This is a genomic window from Caulobacter sp. P1_D6 (assembly GCF_056406095.1).
Window position 1 is genome coordinate 22,275 of sequence record NZ_JBFUAW010000003.1, and the last position, 24,289, is coordinate 46,563.

Consider the following 24,289-nt stretch of genomic DNA (forward strand, 5'->3'; position numbering starts at 1 on the left):
CGCTGGGCAATCGCCCCCGGGTCATTGCGCCGACTCCGGGGGCGGGCTACATCCCGCGCCCTTCAACACTGTCACGGAGTTACGTGATGAGACCGGATGTCGAGGCCTCCGCGGCTGACATCGAGCAGTCCGTGGGACTGCTCAGGAGGCGTCTTTGACTGGGATGTCGCCCTACGCAAGCTCGATGAGCTGAACGCCCGGGTCGAAGACCCGACCCTGTGGGACCGCCCGTCGGAAGCCCAGGCCGTCTCCCGCGAACGCGCAGCCCTGGCCGCGCGCGTCGAGGCCGTGCAGGTGCTGGAAACCGGCCTGAAGGACGCGCTCGAATACGCCGAGCTGGCCGACATGGAGGGCGACGAAGCCCTGCTGGAGGACGCCCGCGCCCAGCTCAAGGACCTGAAGGAACGCGCCGGTCGCGCCGAACTCGAGGCCCTGCTGTCCGGCGAGGCCGACGGCAACGACTGCTATGTCGAAATCAACTCCGGAGCCGGCGGCACCGAGTCGTGCGACTGGGCCGGCATGCTGCTGCGCATGTACAGCCGCTGGGCAAACGCCCACAAGATGAGCGTCGAGCTGGTCGAAGAGACCTCGGGCGACCAGGTCGGCATCAAGTCGGCGACCCTGCTGGTCAAGGGCGCGAACGCCTATGGCTGGCTGAAGACCGAGGCCGGCGTGCACCGCCTGGTGCGCATCAGCCCCTACGACGCCGCCGCCAAGCGCCACACCTCGTTCGCCTCGGCCTGGGTCTATCCGGTGGTCGACGACACCATCGAGATCGATATCAATCCGTCCGACGTGCGGACCGACACCTACCGGGCCTCCGGGGCCGGCGGTCAGCACATCAACAAGACCGACTCGGCCGTGCGCCTGACGCACATCCCGACCGGCATCGCGGTGGCCTGCCAGGCCGGCCGCTCGCAGCACCAGAACCGCGAGGAAGCCTGGAAGATGCTGCGCGCCCGGCTCTACGAGGCCGAGCTGCAACGCCGCGAGGCCGCGCAACAGGCGCTGGAAGACCAGAAGACCGACATCGGCTGGGGTCACCAGATCCGCAGCTACGTCCTGCAGCCCTACCAGATGGTCAAGGACCTGCGGACCAACGTCGAGACGTCGGACACCCAGGGCGTGCTGGACGGCGACCTGGACGCCTTCATGGGCGCCTCGCTGGCCCAGCGGGTCGGGGCGACCCGCGACGCCTAGGAGCCTCTAGTCCCGCTGACGCCGCCAAGGTGTCAGCGGGACATAGGTCGCCGCCTCGGTCGGCCCCTGGCGGTTGATCGCGATCAGTTTCCGCCTTTCCAGCAGTTCGACCGCGCCTTGCACGGCCCGGCGCGACAGGCCGGTGCGCTCGGCCAGCTCCGCATGACTGAGGCTGGCGCGGCCGTCGGCGTGGGCCGCGACGATCGCCAGATAGGTCAGAAACGCCGACGGTCTGTGGTCATGCCCGACCAGGTCGGCCATCAGGGTGTCGAGCACGTAGCGGTCGAGGGCGTAGGTTTGCGCAGTCATTGCTATAGCATTGCCTGCACCCCTTTCCCGACGCAACGGGGCGCGGCTAATCCAGCCCAAGACCTCAGGGCGCGAAAGGGCAGGGCATGAGCGTGATCAAACAACTGAAATTCGTCAGCATCCCGGTCGGCGACCAGGACCGAGCCCTGGCCTTCTGGACCGAGAAGATGGGCCTGCGGGTGGCCACCGATCAGCCGATGGGGCCGGGCAAGCGCTGGATCGAGCTGAGCATCCCGGGCGCCGAGACCGGGGTGGTGCTGTTCACGCCGGATGGGCACGAGGACCGGATCGGCAGCTTCTTCAACGGCTCGTTCGCCTGCGACGACGTCGAACACGCCTATCGCAAGCTGATCGAGAAGGGCGTGGAGTTCGAGGGGCCGCCGCAGAAGCAGCCGTGGGGCACGTTCGCCAAGTTCCGCGATCCCGACGGCAACAGCTTCGTGCTGTCGAGCCGTTAAAACAAAAACGCCCCGGAGCGATCCGGGGCGTTTCCTGTTCTAGCCTGCCGACTTGGCTTCGAGCATCGCCTGCGGCGCGGGCTGGGCCTGTGGCGGCGCGGCCGGGCGCTGGAACTTCAGGCTGCGGCCCTGGAAGAAGGCCCCGGTTTCCATCGCCAGCTGTTCGTGGGTGATGTCGCCGTCGATGTAGGAGGTGCCGTAGAGGCGGACCTGCTTGGCGGTGATCGCCCCGACGATGCGGCCGCGGACCTCGACCGCCTCGGCGTAGATCGAGCCTTCGATGTGGCCGGTCTCGCCGATCGTCAGGCGACCCACGCGGACATCGCCGCGCACCACGCCGTCGATCTGCAGCTCGCCGTCGCCGGTGATGCTGCCTTCGATGGTGATGTCGGGGGAAATCAGGGACGCCACCTTGGGCGGGGCCTTGCGGGCCGCGTCCGGGTTGGCGGGAGCCATGGACATCGGGAGGGGCTCGATGCGAGCCGGACCCTTGGACGCCTTAGCTTGCTTGCTGAACATACTCACCAGCCTTCAAGAAGCGGTTCGGGTTTTGAGCCCGCCCGTTGACCCATACTTCGTAGTGCAGATGCGGACCGGTCGAGCGACCGGTCGAGCCCATGGCCGCGATGCGCTGGCCGATGGCCACGCGCTGGCCGACCCGGACCGAAGCGGCCTGCAGGTGGGCGTAGCGGGTCTTGAAACCGTTGCCGTGGTCGATCTCGACGACATTGCCGTAGCCCGAGCGCACGCCGGTGAACGACACCACGCCCGGCGCGGTGGCCATGATCGGCGTGTAGAAGGCGCCGGGGAAGTCCAGGCCCGAATGGAAGGCCGGGCGATGGGTGAAGGGGTCGAAGCGGACGCCGTAGCTGCTGCTCAGCGCCGGATTGTTGGTCGGACGGTAGAAGGGCAGCTTCTGCGAAGCCGCGCTCAGCTTGCGCATGTCCGACATGTCGGTGGCCGCGTGCTGGATCCGGCCCGCGAAGTCTTCGTCGACGTCGAGCACGGCGGCCAGGGCGCGAGGGTCCTTGGCCTCGATCAGCGGGCCGCCCAGCGACGAGCCGCCGCGGCCGGTGAAAGAGCCGGCGTCCAGGCCGGCCATCCGCATGGCCAGGCGAAGGCGCTCGGCGCGGCTCTTGGCGAAGGTCTCGGCGGCGTCGATCAGGCGCTCCTGATCCATCCGCGTGGCCTGGATGCGCTCGACCGGCGAGGCGCCCAGCACGTGCGGCTTGGCGACCTGCAGGGCCTGGGCGGCGCCGGGCACGCCCTTGAAGTCGCTGACCAGGAGGGCGAGGGCGGCGTGGCGCTTTTCGACCGAGCTGGCCAGTTCGTCCAGCGAGCCGCTGCTGGCCGACAGCTGGACCATCGCGCTGTTCAGGCGGGCCTGGCGATCGGCGTTGAGGCGCTCGTAATAGGCCTTCTGCTTGATGACCATCTGATCGGTCGAGCTGACCGACAGGGCGTTGACCATCATGGCGGCGGTGCAAACGCCCATCCACAGGGCCGCAACGGCGACGCCCGTGGCGCACATCAGCTGCTTGCCGGTGGAGAAAACGTAGCCGCGCATCTCGCCGCCGGAGCGCACATAGAGATGGCGCTCGGGGAAAAGCTCTTCCAGGGATTGTCGCAGTCGCTTGAAGCGCGTGATCGCCATCGCCCTAGGAAACCCCCGTTTTCAAGGTCCCGGCGATATGCAACGAGAAAGCGGAAACGCGCAAGATACTTCGCGCCGAGCGTGAACGCAGGGCGACGTTTTGCCTAAACAATTCAACCGGTAAAAGGTTCCGCGACCGATTGCCACCATCTGGACGCCTCGGTGTTGCGATAACCTCACGCCTGAGGCCGGCAAGCCACACTGTTATTTCAGCGCCTTGGCCGCCGTCAGCACCGCCTTGATATGGTTGGGCACCTTCACCTTGCGCCAGACATTGCGGACCACGCCCTCGCGATCGATCAGGAAGGTCGAGCGGTCGATGCCCATGTACTTGCGGCCGTACATGCTCTTCTCGACCCAGGCGCCGTAGGCCTCGACGATCTCGCCGGTCGTGTCGGCGGCCAGCTCGACGGTCAGGTCGTGCTTCTTGCGGAACTTGGCGTGCGAGGCGGCGCTGTCCTTGGACACCCCGACGATCACCGCGCCCAGCTTGGCGAACTCCTCGACCTCGGACGAGAACTGCAGGGCCTGCGACGTGCAGCCGGCCGTGTCGTCCTTCGGATAGAAGTAGAGCACGACGTTCTTGCCCTTCAGGCTCGCCAGGCTGACGCGGCCGGTGTCGGTGGCCAGGTCGAAATCGGGGGCCTTGTCGCCGGCTTCAAGCATCTGTCTCTCCAACGTCCCAAACAAACCCGTCCCGGACCGCGCGGAGCGATCCGGGACGACCATGCACTCTAGACCGGCTTGACCAGCACGATCTTCTTCTTGCCCGCCGCCAGCTTGACGACGCCGTCGACCAGGTCGGCCGAGGTGATCACGCGGTCGGCGCTGGCCTCGGCCTTGTCATTGACCTTCAGCCCGCCGCCTTGGGCCAGGCGCCGGGCTTCGCCGCGCGAGGCGGCCAGGCCGGCGTCGGCGAACAGGGCGGCCAGGACGATCCCAGCCTCCAGGTCAGCGGCCGGAACCTCGAAGGTCGGCAGGTCGACCGACAGCGCGCCCTGTTCGAAGGCCTTCTCGGCGGCGTCGCGGGCCTTGCGGGCCTCGTCCTCGCCGTGGGCCATGCGGGTGGCCTCGTCGGCCAGCACCTTCTTGGCCTCGTTGATCTGGGCGCCCGGCAGGGCTTCCAGTTCGGCGATGCGCTCCAGCGGCAGGTCGGTGAACAGCTTCAGGAAACGGCCGACGTCGGCGTCTTCCGTATTCCGCCAGAACTGCCAGTAGTCGTACGGGCTCAGTTGCTCGGCGTTCAGCCAGACGGCCCCCGACATGGTCTTGCCCATCTTGGCGCCCGAGGCCGTGGCCAGCAGCGGCGTGGTCAGGCCGAAGGCGGCCTTCTGGTCCACCCGCCGGGTCAGCTCCACGCCGTTCAGGATGTTGCCCCACTGGTCCGAGCCGCCCATCTGCAACACGCAACCGTGGGCGCGGTTCAGCTCCAGGAAGTCGACCGCCTGCATCAGCATGTAGTTGAATTCGAGGAAGGTCATCGGCTGCTCGCGCTCGAGCCGCAGCTTGACCGAGTCGAAGGCCAGCATCCGGTTGACCGTGAAATGCACGCCGTAGTCGCGCAGGAACTGCACGTAACCGAACTTGCTCAGCCACTCGTCGTTGTCGACCATGATGGCGTCGGTCGGCCCGTCGCCGAAGGTCAGGAACTTGGCGAACACCTGCTTGATGCCGGCGATGTTGGCCGCGATGTCGGCGTCCGACAGCAGCTTGCGGCTCTCGTCCTTGCCAGTGGGGTCGCCGACCTTGGTCGTGCCGCCGCCCATCAGGACGATCGGCTTGTGGCCGGCCTGCTGCAGGCGGCGCAGCATCATGATCTGGATCAGGCTGCCGACGTGCAGACTGGGCGCGGTGGCGTCGAAGCCGATGTAGGCCGTGACGATCCCGCCGGCGGCCGCCGCGTCCAGCTCATCCGGATGGGTGATCTGGTGGATATAGCCGCGCGCCTGCAGGGTCTGGAGGAATTCCGACTTGAAGGACGCGGGGGCGGCGGACATGGCTCGACTCTCTAATTCGATAGACCGCGCGTCTAGCACGGGCGGGGCGGTCTGTGGCGAGGGTTTCATCGGCAAAGTCTCCTGGGAATTGATCCGGAGACGTTCGCTGGTGTGACGCGTCGCCGGTTGGGCGGGCGCATCGACGTGATCGGTCGGCCTCCCGCTAGGACAGCGGGCGGTAATAGGCGCGGGTCGTGGGGCGCTGGTCGATCATGGGGCCTAGCTACCCGGCCCGACCCGTGGCAGTCAACCAGACCATGCGTATCCTGGGATTCATGACCGGCACCTCGCTCGACGCGGTCGACATGGCGGTGCTCGAGACCGACGGCGAAGAGATCCAGGCCTTCGGCCCGGCCGGCGAGCGCAAGCTGCGCGAAGAGACCCGCGACCTGCTGCTGGTCGCCACCGAGGTCGCCCGCGGCTGGCCGCGCGACAAGCCGGCTCCGGAGATCTTCAAAGAGGCGGCGCAAGCCGTCGCCGACGAGCATTTCCACGCCGCCGAGAGCTTCCTGGCCGAGCACGGCCTGGCCTGGTCGGAATTCGACCTGCTGGGCGTCCACGGCCAGACGGTGCTGCACGAGCGGCCTCATCCGGGCCGGATGGGCCGGACCGTGCAGTTGCTCGACGCCGAGCGCCTGGCCAAGGCCTGCGGGCGGCCGGTGGCGTTCGACTTCCGCACCGCCGACGTGGCGGCGGGCGGGCAGGGAGCGCCGCTGGCCCCGATCTATCACGCTGCCCGGGCCAGAGCGTCGGGTCTGCCGGCGCCGGTGGCGGCGCTGAACATCGGCGGCGTGGCCAACATCACCCTGATCGGTCCCGACGACGACCTGCTGGCCTTCGACACCGGCCCGGGCAACGGCATGATCGACCTGATGCTGCAAGCCCGAGGCCTGGGGCGTTTCGACGAGAACGGCCGGCTGGCCGCCGCCGGGGTCGTCGACGAGGCGGTGCTGAAGACCTTCCTGGCCAGCGACTATTTCTCCGGGCCGGCCCCGAAATCGCTGGACCGCTACGATTTCCCGCTCGACCTGGTCGATCACCTGTCCTCCGAGGACGCCGCCGCCACTTTGGTGGCCTTCACCGCCGAGGCGGTCGTCAAGGCCTTCGAGCAGGGCCAGCATCCGGACGCCCTGATCGTCTGCGGCGGCGGCCGGCACAATCCGCAGATCATGAAGGCCCTGGCCGACCGCGCGCCCGTGCCGGTCCGCACCGCCGAGGCGGTCGGCTGGCGCGGCGACGCCATCGAGGCCGAAGCCTTCGCCTACCTGGCCGCCCGGACGGCGAGGGGGCTGCCGATCAGCTTCCCGGGAACGACGGGCGTGGCGCGAGCGATGACGGGCGGAAGGATCGTCCGGCCCTAGGTCGGGCGGCCCAGCCCGTCGACCGCCCCGAAATGGTCTTTTTTCAAGTCGGAACAGTCTCTTAGCCCGCCGTGTTCACGAACTCAGGTAGTGGACAGGAGGCCTTCAATGGCTCGGATAGAAGGAACGGGCGGGCGCGACGATCTCAACGGAACCAACAATGACGACGTCATGATCCTCAAGGCCGGAAATGACGACGCCCATGGCCGGGACGGCGACGACACCATTCGCGGCGACGGGGGTGATGACCACCTTTATGGCCAGGCCGGCGCGGACACGCTGTTCGGCGGCGACGGCAACGACGTCCTCTATGGCGGCGCGGGCCGCGACGTGCTCAACGGCGGTCCCGGCGCGGATCTTCTCTACGGCGGCGAAGGCGCGGATCTGTTCGTGTTCAATTCGGCGACCGAGGACGACCTGCCCGGCGGGTCGCAGAGCGGCGAGAATATCGCCGACTTCAGCCGGGCCGACAACGACCGGATCGACCTGTCGGCCATCGACGCAAACTGGAATCAGTCCGGAAACCAGGCCTTCCGGTTCCTGGACGAGCAGGCGTTCACGGGCCATGCCGGCGAACTGATCGTCCGGCGCGGCGGAGCCGACACCATGGTTCTCGCGGATGTAAATGGAGACGGCCGCGAAGACCTCTGGTTCAACCTCGGCGGCGACCACAATCTCTCGGCCTCCGACTTCATTCTCTGACGACCAGGCGGCTCGAGGCGGCGCCCCTCAATGCAGCTTCAGCCGCCCCGCCACCCGCTGCTGCAGCAGCCGCGCCAGGGCCAGGACCAGGGTCTTGGGCGTGCCCATGATCGCCCGGTGGTGGTCCAGGTGCAGCGAGATGTAGGCCCACTTGGCGATCAGGCCCTCGACGAAGAAGTTCGGACCGCCCAGCCCGCCCATCAGGGCCCCGACGCCCTTGTTCTCGCCCAGCGACACCAGCGAGCCGAAGTCGTGATAGACGAACGGCGCCTCGATCCGGCGCTGGCCCAGCCGCGCGATCAGCGCCTTGGCCAGGTAGCTGGCCTGCTGGTGGGCGGCCTGGGCGCGGGCGGGAATGATCCGGCCCTCCACCTTGCCGTCCCGGTCGGGCCACGGACAGGCGGCGCAGTCGCCCAGCGCCCAGACGTCCGGCGCCGAGGTCTCCAGCCGATCGTTGACCACGAACTGGTTGGTCCTGTTGGTCGCCAGGCCATAGGCCGTATTGGTCGGCGCGGCCTTGACCCCGGCGGCCCAGACGATCAGGTCGGCCGGGATGTCACCCTTGCTGGTCTCCAGCCGGTCGGCATGGACGGCCACCACCTTGGCGCCGGTGTGGACCCGAACGCCCTTGCGCTCCAGGGCCACGGTGGCCTGGTCGGAGATCTTCTCGGGCAGGCCGCCCAGGATGCGCGGCGCGGCCTCGACGATGGCGATGTCCAGGCGGAAGCGCTGTTCGGAGCCCAGGCTGCCCAGCAACTCGCGATGGGCCTCGATCAGTTCGGCCGACAGCTCCACCCCCGTGGCCCCGCCGCCGACGATGGCGACGCTCATGGACTTCTCGGTCGAGAACGAGGCCTTCATGAAGGCCGCCAGCAGGCGGGTGTGGAAGATCTCGGCGTCCTCGGTGCGTTCCAGCAGGTGGGCCTGGTCCGCGCCCGGCGTGCCGAACAGGTTGCTGCCGCTGCCGATGGCCAGCACGCCCCAGCTGAAGGTGACGCCGCGCTCGGGCACCAGCACCTTGCCGGCTTCACCGACGATGGGCTTGAGGTTCAGGCGCTTGCCGACGGGATCGAAGCTGTCCAGCTCGCCCAGCAGGAAGCTGAAATGGTTGGCGCGCCCCAGGATCGAATAGGACAGACCCTCCTGATGGGTGTCGAGCGTGCCGGCGGCCACCTCGTGCAGGCTCGGCTTCCAGATGTGGAAGCTGGAGCGGTCGATCAGCAGCACGCGCTCCTTGCCGGCCTTGGGGCCAAGCTTGCGTCCCAGCCGCGCCGCCAGCTCAAGCCCGCCGGCCCCGCCGCCGACGATCACGATGTCGTAGTGCATGCCCGCCATCCAGATAATTCCTCAGATGGTGAATATATAGGAGGTTCGTCGAACGATGTCAGGTGGCGACATCAGGCCAGGTTGAGCTGCCAGGAGACGCCGAACCGGTCGTTGACCCAGGCGAACCGTTTGCTGAAGCCATAGTCGCCCAGCGGCATCAGCACGCCGCCGCCGTCAGCGAGGACAGTGGCCAGGCGGGTGATCTCGTCTTCCGACGCGCAGTCGACGAACAACGAGGAGGAGGGCGTGAACGCGAAGGCGTGCTTCACGAAGCTGTCGGAGCAGAGGACTTCCTGACCGCCGATCCTGAAGCGGGCCAGGATCAGCGTTCCCTCGGGCCCGGGACCGGCGGCGCCGTAGCGCTGGATGTCGAGGATCTCGCTGTCGGGGAAGAGCGAGACGTAGAACGTCATCGCCGCTTCGGCGTCCTGCGCCTGGAACATCAGGAACGGTCGTATGGTCTGGTTCACCGTCACTCTCCCAGAACGTTGTTCCGTGGAGAATGACGGTGAGTTGTCCAGGATCGCAAGCCTTATGGTACCGGTAACCTACAGTTACTCGGCGCCATGGCCTACGGGATCGGGTTCATTTCCAGGCGCTTGTCCAGATAGCCGCCGACGCTTTTCTCGACGCTGGGCAGGTGCTCGGCCCAGAAGTGAGTGGCCTTGTCGACGACTTCGTAGTCGATGACGATGCCCTTCTGGGTGCGCAGCTTGGAGACCACGCGCTCGACCTCGACCGGCGGCACGACGGTGTCGGCCGCGCCCGTCAGGATCAGGCCCGAGGCCGGGCAGGGGGCCAGGAAGCTGAAGTCGTACATGTTGGTCGGCGGCGACACCGAGATGAAGCCGTCGGTCTCCGGGCGGCGCATCAGCAGCTGCATGCCGATATAGGCGCCGAAGCTGTAGCCGGCGACCCAGGTCTGGGCGGCGGCCGGGTTGTTCGACTGCAGCCAGTCCAGGGCCGTGGCCGCGTCGGCCAGCTCGCCGATGCCGCTGTCGAACTCGCCCTGGCTGCGGCCCACGCCGCGGAAGTTGAAGCGCAGGGTCGCGAAACCGCGCTTCATGAACAGGTGGTACAGCTGCACCGAGACCGGATGGTTCATGTGCCCGCCCGCCTTGGGGTGCGGGTGCAGGATCAGCGCGATCGGGGCGTTGTCGGTCTTGCCCGGCGAATAGCGGCCCTCGATACGGCCCGAAGCTCCGGTCAAAATCACGTCAGGCATTCAAGATCCCTATCCAAAAAGGGGCGACGGGGCCGGCTCCTCGCGCCCGAACAGGCGAAGGAATACTTGACCACTGCGCTTGGTCTTCCTAAATCCGCACCGCGCGCCTTGGTCTTTGATCGAGACCTCCGGGCGCGAAGTCGCGGCTTGTAGCACACGCCTAAGCCGATGCGCGGGGAATCCGCAAGGAGATAAGGCGCATGCGCCTGAGCACCAAGGGACGCTACGCGGTGATGGCCATGACCGATCTGGCCCGTCGCCAGGATCAGGCCGAGGGCCGGGCCGTCGCCCTGGCCGAGATCGCCGCCCGTCAGCAGATCTCGCTTTCCTATCTGGAACAGCTTTTCGCCCGCCTGCGCCGCAAGGGCTTGGTGGTCAGCGCCCGGGGGCCCGGCGGCGGCTATCGCCTGGCCCGCGAGGCCCGCGACACCGCCATCGCCGACATCGTCCTGGCCGTGGACGAGCCGTTGCGCGCCACGCGCTGCGGCCTCTCCAAGACCGGTGTCGGCAAGGGTGTGCCCAAGGGCTGCATGGCTGGCGGCGCCCAGTGCCTGACCCACGACCTGTGGGAAGAGATGGGCCGCCAGATCCACGGCTACCTGGCCAGCGTGTCGGTGGCCGACGTGCTGGACGGCAAGCTCAAGGACAGAGCCAACAAGGAGATGGCGGCGGCGTGAGCAAGCCCACGATCTATCTCGACTACAACGCCACCGCCCCGATCCGCCCCGAGGCGCGGGACGCGGTGCTGCGCGCCTTCGAGACCGCGGGCAATCCTTCGTCGGTGCACGCCAGCGGCCGGGCCGCCCGCGACCTGGTCGAGACCGCCCGCGCCCAGGTCGCGGCCCTGGTCGGGGTCGTGCCGGGCTCGGTCACCTTCGTCAGCGGCGGCACCGAGGCCAACGCCCTGGCCATCGGCAGCGCCGCCTTCGCCGGTTTCAACCGCATCATCGTCAGCGAGGGCGAGCACGACGCCGTGCTCGAGACCGCCGGGGCCTCGGGCCTGCAGGTCCTGAAGATGCCGTTGGACGCCGACGGCGTCGCGCGCCTGGATTGGCTGGAGGAAGCCCTGAGCGACGAGGGCCGCGCCCTGGTCTGCCTGATGCTGGCCAACAACGAGACCGGCGTGATCCAGCCCGTGGCCGAGGCCTCGGCCCTGGTTCGCGCCGCCGACGGCTGGCTGCACGTCGACGCCGTCCAGGCGGCCGGCAAGATCGCCATCGACTTCACCGCCCTGGGCGCCGACACCTTGGCGCTGTCGGCCCACAAGCTGGGCGGACCGCAGGGCGTCGGCGCCCTGGTGGCCGGCACGCGCGCCACGATCGTCCGGCAGCAACACGGCGGCGGCCAGGAGCGCGGCCGCCGGGCCGGGACCGAGAACGTGGCGGGCATCGCCGGCTTCGGCGCGGCGGTCGAGGCGGCCCGGAAGAACTTGGAGGGCTTGGGCGACTTGCCCTTGATGGCCAATCAAGGCACATGGCGCGACGCCTTGGCCGAACGGCTCAAGGCCGCTGGCGCTGTCGTGCTCGGGGAGGGCGCGCAACGCCTTCCGCAAACCCTGTGTTTGGCGGCCGAAGGCTTCGCCTCGCAGATCCAGGTGATGAACCTGGACCTGGCGGGGGTGATGGTCAGCGCCGGCAGCGCCTGCTCGTCGGGCAAGGTCAAGGCCAGCCGCGTGGTGGAAGCCATGGGCCGGTCCGACCTGGCCCCGTTCGCCCTGCGCGTCAGCGGCGGCTGGGCCTCGACCGAGCAAGACTGGATTTCCTGCGGCGACGCCTGGCTCGCCGCCTATTCGCGTATCGGCGCCCGGCGCCGGGAGGTGGCGTAGTGGCCGCGGTCAAAGAGACCATTGATACCGTCGCGTCGCTCGAGAAGTACGAGCACGGCTTCACGACCGATATCGAGCAGGAGTTCGCCCCCAAGGGCCTCTCCGAGGACATCGTGCGCTTCATCTCGGCCAAGAAGGACGAGCCCCAGTGGATGCTGGACTGGCGCCTGGACGCCTATCGCCGCTGGCTTGAGCTGGAGGAGCCCACCTGGGCCAAGGTCGACTTCCCCAAGATCGACTACCAGGACAGCTATTACTACGCCGCCCCGACCCAGAAGGCCGGGATCGCCAGCCTCGACGAGGTGGATCCCGACATCCTGGCCGTCTACGCCAAGCTGGGCATCCCGCTGAAGGAGCAGGAAGTGCTGGCCGGCGTGGTCGGCGCGCCGCGCTACGCCGTGGACGCGGTGTTCGACAGCGTCAGCGTCGTCACCACCTTCAAGAAGGAGCTGGCGGCGGTCGGGGTGATCTTCTGCTCGATGAGCGAGGCCATCCGCGAGCACCCGGAACTGGTCAAGCAGTACCTCGGCTCGGTCGTGCCGACGTCCGACAACTATTTCGCCTGCCTCAACAGCGCGGTCTTCAGCGACGGCTCGTTCGTCTACATCCCGCCGGGCGTGCGCTGCCCGATGGAGCTGTCGACCTATTTCCGCATCAACGCCAAGGACAGCGGCCAGTTCGAGCGCACCCTGATCATCGCCGACAAGGGCGCCTATTGCTCGTACCTGGAGGGCTGCACGGCCCCGATGCGCGACGAGAACCAGCTGCACGCCGCCGTGGTCGAGCTGGTGCTGCTGGACGACGCCGAGATCAAGTATTCCACGGTCCAGAACTGGTATCCGGGCGATCCGGAAACCGGCAAGGGCGGCATCTACAACTTCGTCACCAAGCGCGCCGACTGCCGCGGCGACCGCTCCAAGGTGTCGTGGACCCAAGTCGAGACTGGGTCGGCCATCACCTGGAAGTATCCGTCGTGCGTGCTGCGCGGCGAAGGCTCGTCGGGCGAGTTCTACTCGATCGCGGTGACCAACGGCCACCAGCAGGCCGACACCGGCACCAAGATGATCCACCTGGGCGCCAATACAAAGTCGCGGATCGTCGCCAAGGGCATCAGCGCCGGCAAGTCGACCAGCACCTATCGCGGCCTGGTCTCCGCCCACCCGAAAGCCAAGGGCGCGCGCAACTTCACCCAGTGCGACTCCTTGCTGATCGGCAAGACCTGCGCGGCCCACACGATCCCGTACATCGAGGCCCGCAACGGCCAGTCGGTGTTCGAGCACGAGGCCACCACGACCCGCCTGTCGGACGACCAGCTGTTCTACTGCCAGCAGCGCGGGCTTTCGCAGGAAGAGGCCGTGGCCCTGCTGGTCAACGGCTTCGTCAAGGACGTGCTGCAGCAACTGCCCATGGAATTCGCCGTCGAAGCCCAGAAGCTGGTGGCGATCTCGCTGGAAGGCAGCGTGGGATGACGCCTGTCCGCTTCGGCCTGACCGACAAGGAATACAAGTACGCGCGCCAGCTGGCCTTTCAGGCGGCGCACGGGACTTGGATCAACCCCTACGGCGACGACGCGCCGCTGATCGACCGCAGCGCCAAGCTGCTGTCGGGCGGCAATGCCGACGCCGCCGCCGAGCGCGAGCTGCTGACCACCCTGCTCAAGCTCGCCGCCTACAGCCCCGAACACGAATGGGAGGCGCCGACCCTGACCGGCAAGCCGACCACGTTCGCTATCCAGACGCTCGAAAAGATCACGGCCTTCAATGCTTAATATCCAGAACCTCCACGCCAATGTCGGCGACAAGCCGATCCTCAAGGGCGTCACGCTCGACGTGCCGGCCGGGCAGGTGCACGCCATCATGGGGCCGAACGGCGCGGGCAAGTCGACCCTGTCGTACGTGCTGAGCGGCCGTGGCGGCTACGAGGTCACCGAAGGTTCGGCCACGCTGAACGGCGAGGATCTGCTGGCCCTGGAGCCCAACGAGCGGGCCGCCAAGGGCGTGTTCCTGTCGTTCCAGTATCCGCTGGAGATCCCGGGCGTTCCGGCCTTGACCTTCATCCGCACGGCCCTGAACGCCCAGCGCCGGGCGCGCGGCGAGGACGAGATCGCCGCCCCGGCCTTCCTGAAGCTGGCCAAGGAAAAGGCCGCGGCGTTGAAGATCGACTTCGACATGCTCAAGCGCGGCCTGAACGTCGGTTTCTCGGGCGGCGAGAAGAAGCGGATGGAAATCCTGCAGATGGCGATGCTGTCGCCCAAGTTCCTGATCCTGGACGAGACGGACTCGGGCCTGGACATCGACGCCCTGAAGATCGTCTCGGAAGGCGTCAACGCCCTGCGTGCGCCCGATCGCGGCATGCTGGTCATCACCCACTACCAGCGCCTGCTGGACTACATCAAACCCGACCGCGTCCACGTGCTGGCCGCCGGCCGCATCGTCGCCTCGGGCGGCCCGGAGCTGGCCCTGCAGCTCGAGGCCGAAGGCTACGACAAGTATGTGAGCGCGGCTGCATGAGCCTGGCCTCCGCCCTCAAGACCGGCGACCTGACCCAGCTGCCGTCGCGCCGCGACGAGGACTGGCGCTGGACCGACCTGCGCGGCCTGATCCGCGCCGTGCCGCCSGCCTCGCCGGCGGTGGACGGCGACGTCGCCAAGGGTCCGTTCGACGGCTTGGCCGCCGACGAGATCCTGTTCGTCAACGGCCGCCAGCGCCACGCCGCCGCGACCGGCGCGGGCGAGGCAGTGGCCCTGCGCTTCGTCTCGGTCAGCGAAGGCGCGGCCCACGCCGCCGCCTACGCCATCGTCGTCGAGCCAGACACCACCCTGGTGCTGCTGGAAAGCCACGAGGGCCGGGCGGGCGGCTATTTCTCGGACGTCAACCTGGACATCGCGGTGGGCGAGGGCGCCCGCGTCGAGCGCATCGTGCTGGTCGACGACCATGCCGAGGCCATCGACGTGGTCACCGCCGAGGTCGACCTGGCTCCGGGCGCGGTCTTCAACCAGACGGTCCTGACCACCGGCGCCCGCCGCCAGCGGATCGAGACCCGGATCAACCACCCCGGCGCCCACGCCAATGTGCGGCTGGACGGCGTCTACATCCTCGAGAACCAGCGCCACGCCGACCAGACCACGGTCGTCACCCACGGCGGCGTCGACGGGATCACCAGCCAGCTGACCAAGGGCGTCGTCGACGACCAGGCGCGCGGCGTGTTCCAGGGCCGGATCGTCGTCCAGCCCGGCGCCGACCAGACCGACGCCCGCATGGGCCACCACGCCCTGATCCTGTCGGACAAGGCCGAGGTCGACGCCAAGCCCGAGCTGCTGATCTTCGCCGACGACGTCTCCTGCGCCCACGGCAACACGATCGGCGCCCTGGACGACGAGCAGATCTTCTACGCCCGCCAGCGCGGCATTCCCGAAGCCGAGGCCCGGGCCATGCTGACCCAGGCCTTCCTGGGCGAGGTGGTCGAGCGCATCGAACACGAAGGCGCGCGCGAGATCGCCGTCGCCTGGGTCGCGGCCAGACTGGGGAGGCCGGAGTAATGGCCCTGGACACCCCCTTTGGCGCCCCCTTCGACGTCGAGGCGATCCGCGCCCAGTTCCCGATCCTGGCCCGCCGGGTGCACGGCAAGCCGCTGGTCTATCTGGACAGCGCCGCCAGCGCCCAGAAGCCCGAAGCGGTGCTGGACGCCATGACCGGCCTGGCCCGCACCAGCTACGCCAACGTCCATCGCGGCCTGCACACGCTCGCGAATGAGACGACGCAAGCCTATGAGAATGCTCGCGAAACCGTCGCGAAGTTCATCAACGCCGAGCCGTCGGAAATCGTCTGGACCAAGAGCGCGACCGAGGCGGTCAACCTGGTGGCCGACACCTTCGGCCGTTCGCTGAAGGCCGGCGACGAGATCGTCATCTCGCAGATGGAGCACCACGCCAACATCGTGCCGTGGCACTTCCTGCGCGAACGCTACGGCGTGGTGCTGAAGTTCGTGCCCGTCACCGACGACGGCCGGCTGGACATGGAGGCCTACAAGGGCCTGCTGTCCGAGCGCACCAAGATGGTGGCCATGAGCCACATGTCGAACGTGCTGGGCACCATCAACGACGCCGCCGAGATCGTCCGCCTGGCCCACGCGGCCGGCGCGCCGGTGCTGTTGGACGGCTGCCAGGCCATCGTCCACAGCAAGGTCGACGTGAAGGCCCTGGACGTCGATTTCTACGTCTTCTCCGGCCACAAGCTGTATGGCCCAACCGGCATTGGCGTGCTGTACGGCAAGGCCGAGCGCCTGGCCGCGCTGCCGCCCTATCAGGGCGGCGGCGAGATGATCGGCTCGGTCTCGATGGAGACCATCACCTACGCCGACCCGCCGCACCGGTTCGAGGCCGGCACCCCGGCGATCCTGGAAGCCGTCGGTCTGGGCGCGGCCATCGAATGGCTCAACACCATCGACCGCGACGCGGCGCTGGCCCACGAGCACGCGCTCTACCAGCGGGTCGTCGACCAGCTGGACGGGGTCAACGGCGTGCGGATCCTGGGCACGGCTCCGGGCAAGGGCGCGGTGCTGAGCTTCCTGGTCGAGGGCGCCCACGCCCACGACGTGGCCCAGGTGCTGGATCGCTACGGCGTGGCCGTCCGCGCCGGCACCCACTGCGCCGAGCCCCTGATGAAAAGGTTCGGCGTCACGTCGAGCGCTCGCGCTTCCTTCGCCCTATATAACACCCTGGACGAGGCCGACGCGTTCGTGAACGCGCTGGCCAAGGCCCGCAGTTTCTTCAGTTGAGCGACATGACCGAGCAACCCGCATCCGTGGCAACCCCGTCCGCGATCCCTCAAGCCGAACTCGACAAGCTGACCGATCAGCTGATCGAGAAGCTGAAGACGGTGTTCGACCCGGAAATCCCGGTCGACATCTACGAGTTGGGCCTGATCTACAAGGTCGACGTCAGCGACGACAAGGACGTGGCCATCGACATGACCCTGACCGCGCCGGGCTGCCCGGTGGCCGGGGAAATGCCGGGCTGGGTCCGCGACGCGGTCATGGAGCTGGAAGGCATCAAGTCGTGCCACGTCGACCTGGTGTTCGAGCCGCCGTGGGATCCCTCGCGGATGAGCGACGAGGCCAAGCTGCAACTGAACATGTTCTGATCGGTTCGAATCCCATGGAAGCCGCCGTCACCCCTCGCGTCCGTCGCCCCCGTCCCAAGGTCGTCACCCTGACGCCGGCCGCCGCCGCGCGGGTGAAGGAGATCATGGACCGGGCCGATAAGCCCTATGCCGGGCTGCGCGTGGGCGTGAAGAACGGCGGCTGCGCGGGCTCGGAATACATCTTCGAATACGCCGCCGAGAAGGGCCCGATCGACGAGGTCGTCGAGGACCAGGGCGTGACCATCCTGATCGATCCCAAGGCCGTGCTGTTCCTGATCGGCACCACGATCGACTACGAGACCACCAAGCTGTCGTCGAAGTTCGTGTTCAACAACCCGAACGAAACCGACGCCTGCGGCTGCGGCGAGAGCGTGACGATCCAGCCGGCGCCGGAGGAGGCCTGAGGATGGATGAGGATTTGGCGAGCCTGTCACGGGACGCGCTGATCCAGGAAGTCCTGAAGCTGCGCGCCGCCATCCGCGAGCATCGCGACAGCAGCGGCCACGCGTTGTGCTGGCACCATCCGGCCATGTGGGGCTTGCTGCCCGAGATTACCGATCCCCAGCCGGTCGTGCCGGAATGGCCGCAGTTCATGCGCGGCTGCATCCGCTATCGCCAGTCGCTGGACCAACAGTTGCCCGACGCGCCTCGCGCTTCGGCGGAGTTTGAAGACTGATGCTGACCAAGACGCCCGCCTGCGTGGAATGCGGCCTGGCCTGGGGCGCGCCGGCCTTCCGCCACGAAGACCATGCCCCGTTGTACTGGTCGGACCAGGGCATCCTGTGCTCGACCGGCTGCGCCACCAAGCATTTCGACCAGCGTCGGGAGGACGGGACGTTCGTCCCGGTTCCGGCGGAGTGTCCGGTCGAGTTCTAGAGGCTCAAGTCGCCGGGGCCGCGCCCGCGCCAAAGGCGATCGCCCCGAACGCCACCGCCAGCGCCACGAAGGGCAGGGCCGAGCCGATCGCGACGAACCGCATCCGCCCTGTCACGCCGCTGACGAAACCGCCGACCGCCGCCAGCAGGGTGGTCAGGGGCAGGGCGAAACAGGCGAAGACGAAGGTGTAGATGGCCGCGTTCACGCCGCCGTCCGACGCCATCACCGACATCGCCGCCAGACCCAGCGCCGGAACGGTCAGCACCAGCCAGATCGCCCCGACCACCAGGGCCAGGACCCGCCTGACCTTCGACGCCCTGGCGCGGGGCGGCGTTGCTCCGTCGACGCTGATCGATGTGTCCGTCGAGGTCATGTCAGGCGACCCAATTTATGGAGGTGATGGAGAGTTTATCGACCTTAAGAAGAACGACAAGTCATGGTTAGCGCCAAGCGGGTTTCCCTACACGTAGGCGCCGAACAGAAAGCTCGCGCCATAGATCAGGGTGATGCCGCACACGCCCGACAGGGCGGGGAGCACGCCTATCGTCAGCGCCCAAGGGCCAAACCGTCCGATCCTGTAGCTTCCGACGACCGTCGCGATCCACAGCGGCGGAAGGAGGAAGGCCAGCGCCCAGATCCAAGGATCCGTGCCCCACCGGACCTCCCGCGCCATGACGAAAGCCAAGAGGGCGAGGAGGAACGAAAGTACAAGAAGCCCCACGCGCACGATCAAGACTCCCTCCAATCCTTGGGGTGGCCACTCGACGGAAGTCAGGCCGCTTGCGTCTCCGCCGACGCCGTCACGTTCTTCCGCCCGTTCCACTCCACCAGCACCGACGGCTTGACCGGCTCGCCGCGCGCCTGGGCGATCAGCTGGTTGGTGCGGGTTTCGATGACGTCTTCCATCCGGGCCATGAACTCGGCCTTCGACAGGCCCTTGGGCAGGGGCGGCAGGAACTCGACCGTGGCCTGGCCGGCGGTCTTCTTCTTGTCGGTCTGCTTCCAGAAGCAGCCCAGGTTCGTGGCCACGGGCACCACCGGCAGGTCGAAGTCGCGGCTCATGTGGTAGACGCCCGTGCGATAGCGGAACCGCTCGCCCGGGGCGGCCAGGTGTCCCTCCGGATAGATCAGGATGCGGCGGCCCTCTGCGGCGACCTGGGCGGCGCTGGCCGACAGGGCCCTGCGAGCCTCCGGCCCGCCGCAGCTGTCGACCACGATGGCCCCGAACTTCTTGAGGATCTGGCCGACCAGCGGGAACTTCTCCAGGTGGTCGCCAGTCACGAACGACAGGTTCTCGACATTGGCGAACATCACGAAGCCGTCGCCCCAGCTGTGGTGCTTGGCGGCGATGATGAAGGCGCCCTTGGGCAGGTTCTCCTGGCCCTTCAGGTCGATCTTCACGCCGGCGAAGACGCGCAGCGCCCAAATCATCCGCTGGCTGTAGAGCCGCAGGGCGAAGGCGATGGGCTTGCGCCCCGGGAGCAGGGCGGAGAGGGCGGCCGACAGGCCGTAGAAGATCGACAGAACCCAGTAGTAGGCGTTGAACAGCGCGCTGCGCATGGTTCGGTGTCCCTAAAGGCGTCTTGGGGTGGGCGAGGGGCTTAGCGGGCGGAAAGCACGGCCTGGACGGCGGCGGTCATCAAGGGGGCGTGGGCCGAAAGGTCGTCGTCGCCCAGGCGGCCATAGGCCTTGTTCTGGGCGGTCTGGGTGATCACGCCTATGGCCATGGCGGCGATCACGCGCGGGTCGCCCGGCGGCAGTTCGGCAGCCATCATCGCCCGCTTGATCAGGCCTTCGACCACGCTCACCGGATCGCGGCCGTCCTCCTGGTAGTAGGGCAGGAAATGGTGCAGCTGCAGCAGATGGAAGGCGAACAGCAGCCAGTCCTCGTCGGCCACGGTGCAATAGGCGCGGACCACGGCGGCGGCCTTGGCCTGGATGCCGGTCGCCATGTCGGCGTTGACGGTGATCAGGTCCGAAAGGCGTCGGTGAGTGGCCATGAACAGGCCCACGGCCAGCTCGTCCTTGCTCTTCCAGTGACGGTAGATCGCGCCTTCCGACACCCCGGCCTTGGCGGCGATCAGCTTGGTGGTGGCCGCATCGACGCCGCGGTCGACGAAGACCTCGAGGGCGGCGCGTTCGATCTTGGGCTTGGCGTTCATGAGGCAAAGCTAGCACGCCGTCGCCGGAATGCAAGTGAACACTCACATCACGCAGAGGGCCGTTGACCGCCGCGGGGCCGGCGGCCTAAGCCCGGCCATGGTCCAGACGATCCTGATCTATTCGATGGGCGAGATCCTCGGCGACAGCCTGATCAAGCTGCCCTTCATCGCCGGCCTACGCGAGGCCTTCCCCCAGGCCCGGATAACCTGGTGCGCGGCCAAGGGCGGAACGATGTACGCCGGCCCCCTCAAGCCCGTGGTGGCGGGCTATATCGACGAAATCCTGACCGAGGGGCCGACCGGCGCCAAGCCTCTGGACGCCCTGCCGTGGGTCAAGCCGTTCGGCGGCCGGACCTTCGACCTGGTCATCGACACCCAGGAGAACCTGCGCCGCAGCCTGGTGGCCAAGCGAGCGGCCAAAGGGGGGCGCTTCATCTCGGCCGCCACCCAGGCTCGCAAGCCCGGCTGGCCCGCCGCCGTGGTCGATCGGCTGGCGCGGCTGCTGTTCCTGGCCAGCGACGGCGCGGGCGCGCCGCGCCCCCTGGCCCTGTCCGACCCCGCCGCCACGAACGCGGCCCGCGCCCTGCTGCCGACCGCGCGCCATGGCGGCCCGGTCTATGTCGGCCTGGCCCCCGGGGCCGGCGGCCAGGATCGCCGCTGGCCGATGGAGCGCTACATTGACCTGGCCCAGCGCATCGAGGCGTCCGGCCGCAAGGCGGTGTTCTTCTTCGGCCCCGACGAGGCCGCCGACCTGGAGATCACGCGCAGGGCGGTTCCAACGGCCCTTTTCCCGGAAAAGGACCGCACCGACGGCTTCGACGTCGCGAAGGGTCCGCTGCTGGCCATCGCCCTGGCCGGCCGCCTGACCGCCGCCGTGGCCAATGACGCGGGCCCTGGCCACATGCTGGCGGCCGGCGGCGCGCCGCTGCTGTCGCTGCAGCAGGATCATCGCAAGGCCGCCAAGTTCCGCCCCGCCGCGACGCGTCTTGAGCTGCTGGTCGCGGAAGACTACGGACAGGACATGGCCGCCCTGCCGCTGGACGTGGTGGACGCCGCCCTGCAACGCCTGATCGCCGGAGTTTCCTAAAATGCCCATCCTCGCACCCGTCTCGGCCGGCGAACTGATCGACAAGATCACCATCCTGCGGGTCAAGGCGCTGCGGATCGGCGACCCGGCCAAGGAGGCCAACGTCAAGGCCGAGCTGGCCCTGCTGGAGGAGACCGCCGGGCGCGAGCTTCCGCAGTCGGCGGCGCTGGAGGACCTGGTCGCCCAGCTCACCGAGATCAACGCCGCCCTCTGGGACATCGAGGACGGCAAGCGCGACTGCGAACGCCGCCAGGACTTCGGACCCGAGTTCGTCGCGCTGGCCCGCCGCGTCTATATCGACAACGACCGCCGCGCCGCCGTGAAGCGCCAGATCAACACCCTGGTCGGCTCTGAGATCGTCGAGGAAAAGAGCTACAAGCCGTATCTGGCCGGGCAGGACGACTAGGCCGCCAATCGTTCCAGCAGCGGCGCAAGCGCGTCCAGCAGCGCCTCGACGTCGCCGAGCGCGGCCGTCTCCGCGAAGACGTCCTCGAACTCGGCGATCTCCAGCCCGATCACCCGGTTTCGAGCCAGGACCGCGCAGGCCTCGCGCAGGTCAGCGAAGCTCAGGCCGTCGGCGACGCTGTATTCGGTGGGCACGAGGCCCGGGTTCAGGACATCGCAGTCGAGATGCACATAGACCGGCCGGTCGCCGATCGCGGCGGCCAGTCGCTGCGCGATCCCCGGGCCGGCCGCCACCACGCGCGGCCCGCCGGCGGCGATCAGGGCGATCTCGCACGCATCCAGGTCCCGCGCCCCGACAAGGACCACGTCGGCCAGGTCCAGCCCTTGGCCCAGGCCCGTATCCCAGACGCCGGCGGCGGCGGTCAGCACCATGCCGCCCAGATAGCCGGTGGTAGAATAGGCGGGCTGATTACAGTCGCCGTGGGCGTCGAACCAGACGATCAGGGCGTCGGGATGATGGCGCAACACGACGGGCAGGGCGGCGATCGAGGCGGCGCAGCGTCCCTGGGCCACCAGGGAAACCTTGCCGTCGGCCAGCACGGCGTCCAGGCGGGCGGCCAGCGCCTCCAGTCCGGGACGGGCCGCTTCCAATTCCGCCGACCATCCGGTCGCCAGCGGCGGAGCCCGAACGCCCACGCGCTCAAGGGCCACGCCCAGGCGGGCTCCAAGGGCCGCGCCCACGGCCAGGGCGCCGGCGACGCCGCGCGGATTGCGATCGCCGGCGCGACCTTGGAAGACGGTGAGAGCGAGGCTGGACATGGGTCTCAGCCTAACCCGAGCTTCGGCAAGATCGCTAGGACCGCTTGCCGACGGTTTCCTCGACCCGCTCCTCGAAGTCGCCGAGGTTGCCGAACAGGTTCTCGATGGCGAACACCAGGCCGAAGACGCGCGCCGCGTCGTCGAAGGCCAGAGCCCGGGTGCCGCCGCCGGCCCGCAGGGTCTCGACGGCGGACTGGAAGGCCTGATGCGCCTCGGCGAAGGCGATGCGATCGGGGCGCGGACCGCCCGACAGCAGGGCCGAACAGGCCCGCAGGAAGCTCGCGCTGGCGTTCAGCATGGCCGCCGAGGGCAGGGCCAGGCCGGGCGAGGGGAAGGTCTCGCGCAGAGCCCGGCCGATCATCACGCTGTCGTTGCGCAGCCGCCAGAGCGTGCGGGGCAGGGCCTCGGTCACCGAATGGTCGCTCAGCCGGCTGGCGCTTTCGCGATCGGCCTCGGTCATGGCGGTCTGCAGCTTGGACAGCGCCTTCAGCGTGTCGTCGTAGTGCGCGCGGGCCTCCAGCTCGGTCGCGCCGCCCTTCAGCTTCAGGGCGTAGTGCTCCAGCAGCTCGGCCAGCAGTCCGGCCACCTTGTCGGCGTTGTCGACCACCGTGGCGTGGGCCCGGGCGGGGAAGATCAGCAGGGTGGCGGCGATGCCGACCACGCTGCCGACCGTGATCTCGGCCACCCGCAGGAAGGCGGCGACCAGGGGATCCATGTGCGTCGTCGTGCCGATCAGCATGATCACGGCGGTGACCGGCGCGACCTTGAAAGCCGGGCGGACGGCCGCCAGGAAGGCCAGCAAGGCTGCGGTCACGGCCAGGATCGGCCCGCCGGCCTCGGGAAAGCGGGCATGCAGGATGGCGGCTCCGGCACCGACAGCCGCGCCGACGGCGGTGCCCATCAGGCGTTCGATCGAGGCGGTGATCGTCGCGCCCAGGCTGGACTGGACGATGATCACGGCCGTGAACACCGCCCAATAGCCCTGAGGCAAGCGCAGCAGGGTCGCCAGGGCGTAGGCGGCCACGACCGCGGCCGACACCCGGATGGCGTGGCGCAGCTCGGTCTTGCGGCCGGCGGCCTTGGCCAGGGCGGCGCGGGACAGCTCCAGGCCGACGAACCGCCGCCAGTCGCTGGGCGCGGCTTCCGGCATCTAGGTCACCGCCTCGCGCAGCATCTCCAGCGCCGTGCGGACGGCGGCCAACTGCACCCCTTCGCGGGTCTCGCCGTCGAACAGTTCATGGCGATGGACGACCGAACGGTTGGCGCGGGCCACCGCGAAATGCACGGTGCCGACCGGCTTCAGGGGCGAGCCGCCGCCGGGTCCCGCCACGCCGGTGATCGACACGGCGACGTGGGCGTTGCTGGCCTCCAGCGCGCCCTCGGCCATCCATCGCGCCACCACCTCGGACACCGCCCCGTGGTCGGCGATCAGGTCGCCCGGCACGCCCAGCATCTCGGACTTGGCGCGGTTGGTGTAGGTGACGAAGCCGCGCTCGAAGACGTCCGACGCCCCGGAGATGTTGCAGATCGCGCCCGCCACCAGCCCGCCGGTGCAGCTCTCGGCCGTGGCCAGCCGAAGGGACTTCCCGCGCGCTTCGTCAATCAGCAGGCGGGCCAGGGTCTGGATTTCGAGCGGGAACATCGGAGACTCCTGCGCCTCGAGGCGGGGACACACACTCACATCACGGTCTGCGGGCAAATGGCAATGTGGATGGGGTGAGTGTGTGTCCCCATCTTCGTCC

The 24,289-nt window shown here is 68.4% G+C and carries 32 protein-coding genes; 17 read left to right on the top strand and 15 right to left on the bottom strand.

The window, feature by feature from the left end; all coding sequences use genetic code 11:
• The first annotated feature begins 86 nt into the window (after nt 1–86).
• A protein-coding gene (gene prfB / locus AC1DYP_RS01475; protein ID WP_477044821.1) for a peptide chain release factor 2 occupies nt 87–1,200 on the top strand; the annotation gives its coding sequence in 2 pieces (ribosomal slippage) (nt 87–155 and nt 157–1,200; 1,113 coding nt in all).
• A 6-nt stretch (nt 1,201–1,206) separates the two neighbouring features.
• Here prfB and AC1DYP_RS01480 read toward each other — a convergent pair.
• Nucleotides 1,207–1,509 (bottom strand): helix-turn-helix domain-containing protein, encoded by a 303-nt coding sequence (locus AC1DYP_RS01480; protein ID WP_477044822.1) that lies wholly within the window; start codon nt 1,507–1,509, stop codon nt 1,207–1,209.
• A gap of 86 nt (nt 1,510–1,595) precedes the next feature.
• Between AC1DYP_RS01480 and AC1DYP_RS01485 the strand changes: the two genes are divergently transcribed.
• On the top strand, nt 1,596–1,967 hold the full coding sequence (locus AC1DYP_RS01485; RefSeq protein WP_477044823.1) for a VOC family protein: 372 nt from the start codon (nt 1,596–1,598) through the stop codon (nt 1,965–1,967).
• Between the two features lie 39 nt (nt 1,968–2,006).
• On the opposite strand, the gene AC1DYP_RS01490 is transcribed toward AC1DYP_RS01485, so the two are convergent.
• The 4 genes from AC1DYP_RS01490 to tyrS all read right to left on the bottom strand — a co-directional run bounded on the left by AC1DYP_RS01490 (nt 2,007) and on the right by tyrS (nt 5,687).
• Complete coding sequence (locus AC1DYP_RS01490) at nt 2,007–2,486, bottom strand: bactofilin family protein (protein WP_477034897.1); 480 nt, start codon at nt 2,484–2,486, stop codon at nt 2,007–2,009.
• Nucleotides 2,467–3,621, bottom strand: coding sequence for a M23 family metallopeptidase (locus tag AC1DYP_RS01495; protein WP_477034898.1), 1,155 nt, complete (start codon nt 3,619–3,621; stop codon nt 2,467–2,469). The genes AC1DYP_RS01490 and AC1DYP_RS01495 overlap by 20 nt, the downstream gene beginning before the upstream one ends.
• Nucleotides 3,622–3,825: 204 nt before the next feature.
• The gene (locus AC1DYP_RS01500) at nt 3,826–4,287 is read right to left on the bottom strand and encodes a peroxiredoxin (RefSeq protein WP_477034899.1); all 462 of its coding nucleotides are present in this window, start codon (nt 4,285–4,287) and stop codon (nt 3,826–3,828) included.
• Nucleotides 4,288–4,355: 68 nt separating this feature from the next.
• The gene (tyrS, locus tag AC1DYP_RS01505) at nt 4,356–5,687 is read right to left on the bottom strand and encodes a tyrosine--tRNA ligase (RefSeq protein WP_477044824.1); all 1,332 of its coding nucleotides are present in this window, start codon (nt 5,685–5,687) and stop codon (nt 4,356–4,358) included.
• 188 nt (nt 5,688–5,875) lie between these two features.
• Between tyrS and AC1DYP_RS01510 the strand changes: the two genes are divergently transcribed.
• Together AC1DYP_RS01510 and AC1DYP_RS01515 are read left to right on the top strand one after the other, a co-directional pair.
• Nucleotides 5,876–6,979, top strand: coding sequence for an anhydro-N-acetylmuramic acid kinase (locus tag AC1DYP_RS01510; protein ID WP_477044825.1), 1,104 nt, complete (start codon nt 5,876–5,878; stop codon nt 6,977–6,979).
• A 108-nt stretch (nt 6,980–7,087) separates the two neighbouring features.
• A complete protein-coding gene (locus tag AC1DYP_RS01515) occupies nt 7,088–7,681 on the top strand; it encodes a calcium-binding protein (protein WP_477044826.1) in 594 nt (197 codons plus the stop codon).
• 27 nt (nt 7,682–7,708) lie between these two features.
• Here AC1DYP_RS01515 and AC1DYP_RS01520 read toward each other — a convergent pair whose 3' ends face one another.
• The 3 genes from AC1DYP_RS01520 to AC1DYP_RS01530 form a co-directional block, all read right to left on the bottom strand.
• Nucleotides 7,709–9,007: an NAD(P)/FAD-dependent oxidoreductase gene (locus AC1DYP_RS01520; RefSeq protein ID WP_477044827.1), complete on the bottom strand. Its 1,299-nt coding sequence runs from the start codon at nt 9,005–9,007 to the stop codon at nt 7,709–7,711.
• 71 nt (nt 9,008–9,078) lie between these two features.
• Nucleotides 9,079–9,477: a VOC family protein gene (locus tag AC1DYP_RS01525; protein WP_477044828.1), complete on the bottom strand. Its 399-nt coding sequence runs from the start codon at nt 9,475–9,477 to the stop codon at nt 9,079–9,081.
• Between the two features lie 101 nt (nt 9,478–9,578).
• Nucleotides 9,579–10,232 (bottom strand): alpha/beta hydrolase, encoded by a 654-nt coding sequence (locus AC1DYP_RS01530; RefSeq protein ID WP_477044829.1) that lies wholly within the window; start codon nt 10,230–10,232, stop codon nt 9,579–9,581.
• Nucleotides 10,233–10,432: 200 nt separating this feature from the next.
• Between AC1DYP_RS01530 and AC1DYP_RS01535 the strand changes: the two genes are divergently transcribed.
• Genes AC1DYP_RS01535 through AC1DYP_RS01585 form a run of 11 tightly spaced genes read left to right on the top strand, consistent with a single transcriptional unit; the run spans nt 10,433 to nt 18,074 of the window.
• Nucleotides 10,433–10,909, top strand: coding sequence for an Rrf2 family transcriptional regulator (locus AC1DYP_RS01535; protein WP_477044830.1), 477 nt, complete (start codon nt 10,433–10,435; stop codon nt 10,907–10,909).
• Entirely contained in the window at nt 10,906–12,057 is a 1,152-nt protein-coding gene (locus AC1DYP_RS01540; protein WP_477044831.1) for a cysteine desulfurase family protein, read from the top strand. The genes AC1DYP_RS01535 and AC1DYP_RS01540 overlap by 4 nt, the downstream gene beginning before the upstream one ends.
• Nucleotides 12,057–13,526, top strand: a complete 1,470-nt coding sequence (gene sufB / locus AC1DYP_RS01545) for a Fe-S cluster assembly protein SufB (RefSeq protein WP_422183879.1) — start codon at nt 12,057–12,059, stop codon at nt 13,524–13,526. Before AC1DYP_RS01540 ends, sufB begins: the two co-directional genes overlap by 1 nt.
• Nucleotides 13,523–13,825 carry a hypothetical protein gene (locus tag AC1DYP_RS01550; protein WP_477044832.1) on the top strand — a complete coding sequence of 101 codons (303 nt, stop codon included), beginning with the start codon at nt 13,523–13,525 and terminating at the stop codon, nt 13,823–13,825. Before sufB ends, AC1DYP_RS01550 begins: the two co-directional genes overlap by 4 nt.
• Complete coding sequence (sufC, locus tag AC1DYP_RS01555) at nt 13,818–14,567, top strand: Fe-S cluster assembly ATPase SufC (protein WP_477034907.1); 750 nt, start codon at nt 13,818–13,820, stop codon at nt 14,565–14,567. The genes AC1DYP_RS01550 and sufC overlap by 8 nt, the downstream gene beginning before the upstream one ends.
• The gene (sufD, locus tag AC1DYP_RS01560; protein ID WP_477044833.1) at nt 14,564–15,595 is read left to right on the top strand and encodes a Fe-S cluster assembly protein SufD; all 1,032 of its coding nucleotides are present in this window, start codon (nt 14,564–14,566) and stop codon (nt 15,593–15,595) included. The genes sufC and sufD overlap by 4 nt, the downstream gene beginning before the upstream one ends.
• On the top strand, nt 15,595–16,833 hold the full coding sequence (locus AC1DYP_RS01565; RefSeq protein ID WP_477044834.1) for an aminotransferase class V-fold PLP-dependent enzyme: 1,239 nt from the start codon (nt 15,595–15,597) through the stop codon (nt 16,831–16,833). The genes sufD and AC1DYP_RS01565 overlap by 1 nt, the downstream gene beginning before the upstream one ends.
• A 5-nt stretch (nt 16,834–16,838) precedes the next feature.
• Nucleotides 16,839–17,198: an SUF system Fe-S cluster assembly protein gene (locus AC1DYP_RS01570; protein ID WP_477044835.1), complete on the top strand. Its 360-nt coding sequence runs from the start codon at nt 16,839–16,841 to the stop codon at nt 17,196–17,198.
• A gap of 14 nt (nt 17,199–17,212) precedes the next feature.
• Nucleotides 17,213–17,602, top strand: a complete 390-nt coding sequence (locus AC1DYP_RS01575) for a HesB/IscA family protein (RefSeq protein WP_477044836.1) — start codon at nt 17,213–17,215, stop codon at nt 17,600–17,602.
• Between the two features lie 2 nt (nt 17,603–17,604).
• The gene (locus tag AC1DYP_RS01580; protein WP_477044837.1) at nt 17,605–17,874 is read left to right on the top strand and encodes a hypothetical protein; all 270 of its coding nucleotides are present in this window, start codon (nt 17,605–17,607) and stop codon (nt 17,872–17,874) included.
• The gene (locus tag AC1DYP_RS01585) at nt 17,874–18,074 is read left to right on the top strand and encodes a hypothetical protein (protein WP_477044838.1); all 201 of its coding nucleotides are present in this window, start codon (nt 17,874–17,876) and stop codon (nt 18,072–18,074) included. The genes AC1DYP_RS01580 and AC1DYP_RS01585 overlap by 1 nt, the downstream gene beginning before the upstream one ends.
• Before the next feature lie 4 nt (nt 18,075–18,078).
• Here AC1DYP_RS01585 and AC1DYP_RS01590 read toward each other — a convergent pair whose 3' ends face one another.
• From AC1DYP_RS01590 to AC1DYP_RS01605, 4 genes are all read right to left on the bottom strand, one after another.
• The gene (locus tag AC1DYP_RS01590; RefSeq protein ID WP_477044839.1) at nt 18,079–18,447 is read right to left on the bottom strand and encodes a hypothetical protein; all 369 of its coding nucleotides are present in this window, start codon (nt 18,445–18,447) and stop codon (nt 18,079–18,081) included.
• A gap of 87 nt (nt 18,448–18,534) precedes the next feature.
• Nucleotides 18,535–18,807 (bottom strand): hypothetical protein, encoded by a 273-nt coding sequence (locus AC1DYP_RS01595; protein ID WP_477044840.1) that lies wholly within the window; start codon nt 18,805–18,807, stop codon nt 18,535–18,537.
• Between the two features lie 38 nt (nt 18,808–18,845).
• The gene (locus tag AC1DYP_RS01600; protein WP_477044841.1) at nt 18,846–19,634 is read right to left on the bottom strand and encodes a lysophospholipid acyltransferase family protein; all 789 of its coding nucleotides are present in this window, start codon (nt 19,632–19,634) and stop codon (nt 18,846–18,848) included.
• 41 nt (nt 19,635–19,675) lie between these two features.
• Nucleotides 19,676–20,236 carry a TetR/AcrR family transcriptional regulator gene (locus AC1DYP_RS01605; RefSeq protein WP_477044842.1) on the bottom strand — a complete coding sequence of 187 codons (561 nt, stop codon included), beginning with the start codon at nt 20,234–20,236 and terminating at the stop codon, nt 19,676–19,678.
• 97 nt (nt 20,237–20,333) lie between these two features.
• Between AC1DYP_RS01605 and AC1DYP_RS01610 the strand changes: the two genes are divergently transcribed.
• A complete protein-coding gene (locus AC1DYP_RS01610) occupies nt 20,334–21,323 on the top strand; it encodes a glycosyltransferase family 9 protein (RefSeq protein ID WP_477044843.1) in 990 nt (329 codons plus the stop codon).
• Nucleotide 21,324: 1 nt separating this feature from the next.
• Nucleotides 21,325–21,729, top strand: a complete 405-nt coding sequence (locus tag AC1DYP_RS01615; RefSeq protein ID WP_477044844.1) for a DUF6165 family protein — start codon at nt 21,325–21,327, stop codon at nt 21,727–21,729.
• Here the strand turns inward: AC1DYP_RS01615 and AC1DYP_RS01620 are convergent.
• From AC1DYP_RS01620 to AC1DYP_RS01630, 3 genes are read right to left on the bottom strand one after another with little or no spacing between them, the layout of a single operon-like run.
• A complete protein-coding gene (locus tag AC1DYP_RS01620) occupies nt 21,726–22,547 on the bottom strand; it encodes an arginase family protein (RefSeq protein WP_477044845.1) in 822 nt (273 codons plus the stop codon). The two genes, AC1DYP_RS01615 and AC1DYP_RS01620, sit on opposite strands and share 4 nt — an antisense overlap.
• Before the next feature lie 34 nt (nt 22,548–22,581).
• Nucleotides 22,582–23,697, bottom strand: a complete 1,116-nt coding sequence (locus AC1DYP_RS01625; protein ID WP_477044846.1) for an FUSC family protein — start codon at nt 23,695–23,697, stop codon at nt 22,582–22,584.
• Nucleotides 23,698–24,189: a CinA family protein gene (locus AC1DYP_RS01630; protein WP_477034921.1), complete on the bottom strand. Its 492-nt coding sequence runs from the start codon at nt 24,187–24,189 to the stop codon at nt 23,698–23,700.
• Between the last annotated feature and the right edge of the window lie 100 nt (nt 24,190–24,289).

Coding starts and splice junctions, on each gene's coding strand:
- AC1DYP_RS01485 (WP_477044823.1), top strand. CDS start 1,596: ATGAGCGTGATCAAACAACTGAAATTCGTCAGCATCCCGGTCGGCGAC.
- AC1DYP_RS01530 (WP_477044829.1), bottom strand. CDS start 10,232: ATGCCTGACGTGATTTTGACCGGAGCTTCGGGCCGTATCGAGGGCCGC.
- AC1DYP_RS01480 (WP_477044822.1), bottom strand. CDS start 1,509: ATGACTGCGCAAACCTACGCCCTCGACCGCTACGTGCTCGACACCCTG.
- AC1DYP_RS01550 (WP_477044832.1), top strand. CDS start 13,523: ATGACGCCTGTCCGCTTCGGCCTGACCGACAAGGAATACAAGTACGCG.
- AC1DYP_RS01575 (WP_477044836.1), top strand. CDS start 17,213: ATGGAAGCCGCCGTCACCCCTCGCGTCCGTCGCCCCCGTCCCAAGGTC.
- AC1DYP_RS01615 (WP_477044844.1), top strand. CDS start 21,325: ATGCCCATCCTCGCACCCGTCTCGGCCGGCGAACTGATCGACAAGATC.
- AC1DYP_RS01510 (WP_477044825.1), top strand. CDS start 5,876: ATGCGTATCCTGGGATTCATGACCGGCACCTCGCTCGACGCGGTCGAC.
- AC1DYP_RS01590 (WP_477044839.1), bottom strand. CDS start 18,447: ATGACCTCGACGGACACATCGATCAGCGTCGACGGAGCAACGCCGCCC.
- AC1DYP_RS01500 (WP_477034899.1), bottom strand. CDS start 4,287: ATGCTTGAAGCCGGCGACAAGGCCCCCGATTTCGACCTGGCCACCGAC.
- AC1DYP_RS01610 (WP_477044843.1), top strand. CDS start 20,334: ATGGTCCAGACGATCCTGATCTATTCGATGGGCGAGATCCTCGGCGAC.
- AC1DYP_RS01620 (WP_477044845.1), bottom strand. CDS start 22,547: ATGTCCAGCCTCGCTCTCACCGTCTTCCAAGGTCGCGCCGGCGATCGC.
- AC1DYP_RS01495 (WP_477034898.1), bottom strand. CDS start 3,621: ATGGCGATCACGCGCTTCAAGCGACTGCGACAATCCCTGGAAGAGCTT.
- AC1DYP_RS01490 (WP_477034897.1), bottom strand. CDS start 2,486: ATGTTCAGCAAGCAAGCTAAGGCGTCCAAGGGTCCGGCTCGCATCGAG.
- AC1DYP_RS01580 (WP_477044837.1), top strand. CDS start 17,605: ATGGATGAGGATTTGGCGAGCCTGTCACGGGACGCGCTGATCCAGGAA.
- AC1DYP_RS01585 (WP_477044838.1), top strand. CDS start 17,874: ATGCTGACCAAGACGCCCGCCTGCGTGGAATGCGGCCTGGCCTGGGGC.
- sufC (WP_477034907.1), top strand. CDS start 13,818: ATGCTTAATATCCAGAACCTCCACGCCAATGTCGGCGACAAGCCGATC.
- AC1DYP_RS01570 (WP_477044835.1), top strand. CDS start 16,839: ATGACCGAGCAACCCGCATCCGTGGCAACCCCGTCCGCGATCCCTCAA.
- AC1DYP_RS01565 (WP_477044834.1), top strand. CDS start 15,595: ATGGCCCTGGACACCCCCTTTGGCGCCCCCTTCGACGTCGAGGCGATC.
- AC1DYP_RS01520 (WP_477044827.1), bottom strand. CDS start 9,007: ATGCACTACGACATCGTGATCGTCGGCGGCGGGGCCGGCGGGCTTGAG.
- AC1DYP_RS01625 (WP_477044846.1), bottom strand. CDS start 23,697: ATGCCGGAAGCCGCGCCCAGCGACTGGCGGCGGTTCGTCGGCCTGGAG.
- tyrS (WP_477044824.1), bottom strand. CDS start 5,687: ATGAAACCCTCGCCACAGACCGCCCCGCCCGTGCTAGACGCGCGGTCT.
- AC1DYP_RS01515 (WP_477044826.1), top strand. CDS start 7,088: ATGGCTCGGATAGAAGGAACGGGCGGGCGCGACGATCTCAACGGAACC.
- AC1DYP_RS01605 (WP_477044842.1), bottom strand. CDS start 20,236: ATGAACGCCAAGCCCAAGATCGAACGCGCCGCCCTCGAGGTCTTCGTC.
- AC1DYP_RS01630 (WP_477034921.1), bottom strand. CDS start 24,189: ATGTTCCCGCTCGAAATCCAGACCCTGGCCCGCCTGCTGATTGACGAA.
- AC1DYP_RS01600 (WP_477044841.1), bottom strand. CDS start 19,634: ATGCGCAGCGCGCTGTTCAACGCCTACTACTGGGTTCTGTCGATCTTC.
- AC1DYP_RS01535 (WP_477044830.1), top strand. CDS start 10,433: ATGCGCCTGAGCACCAAGGGACGCTACGCGGTGATGGCCATGACCGAT.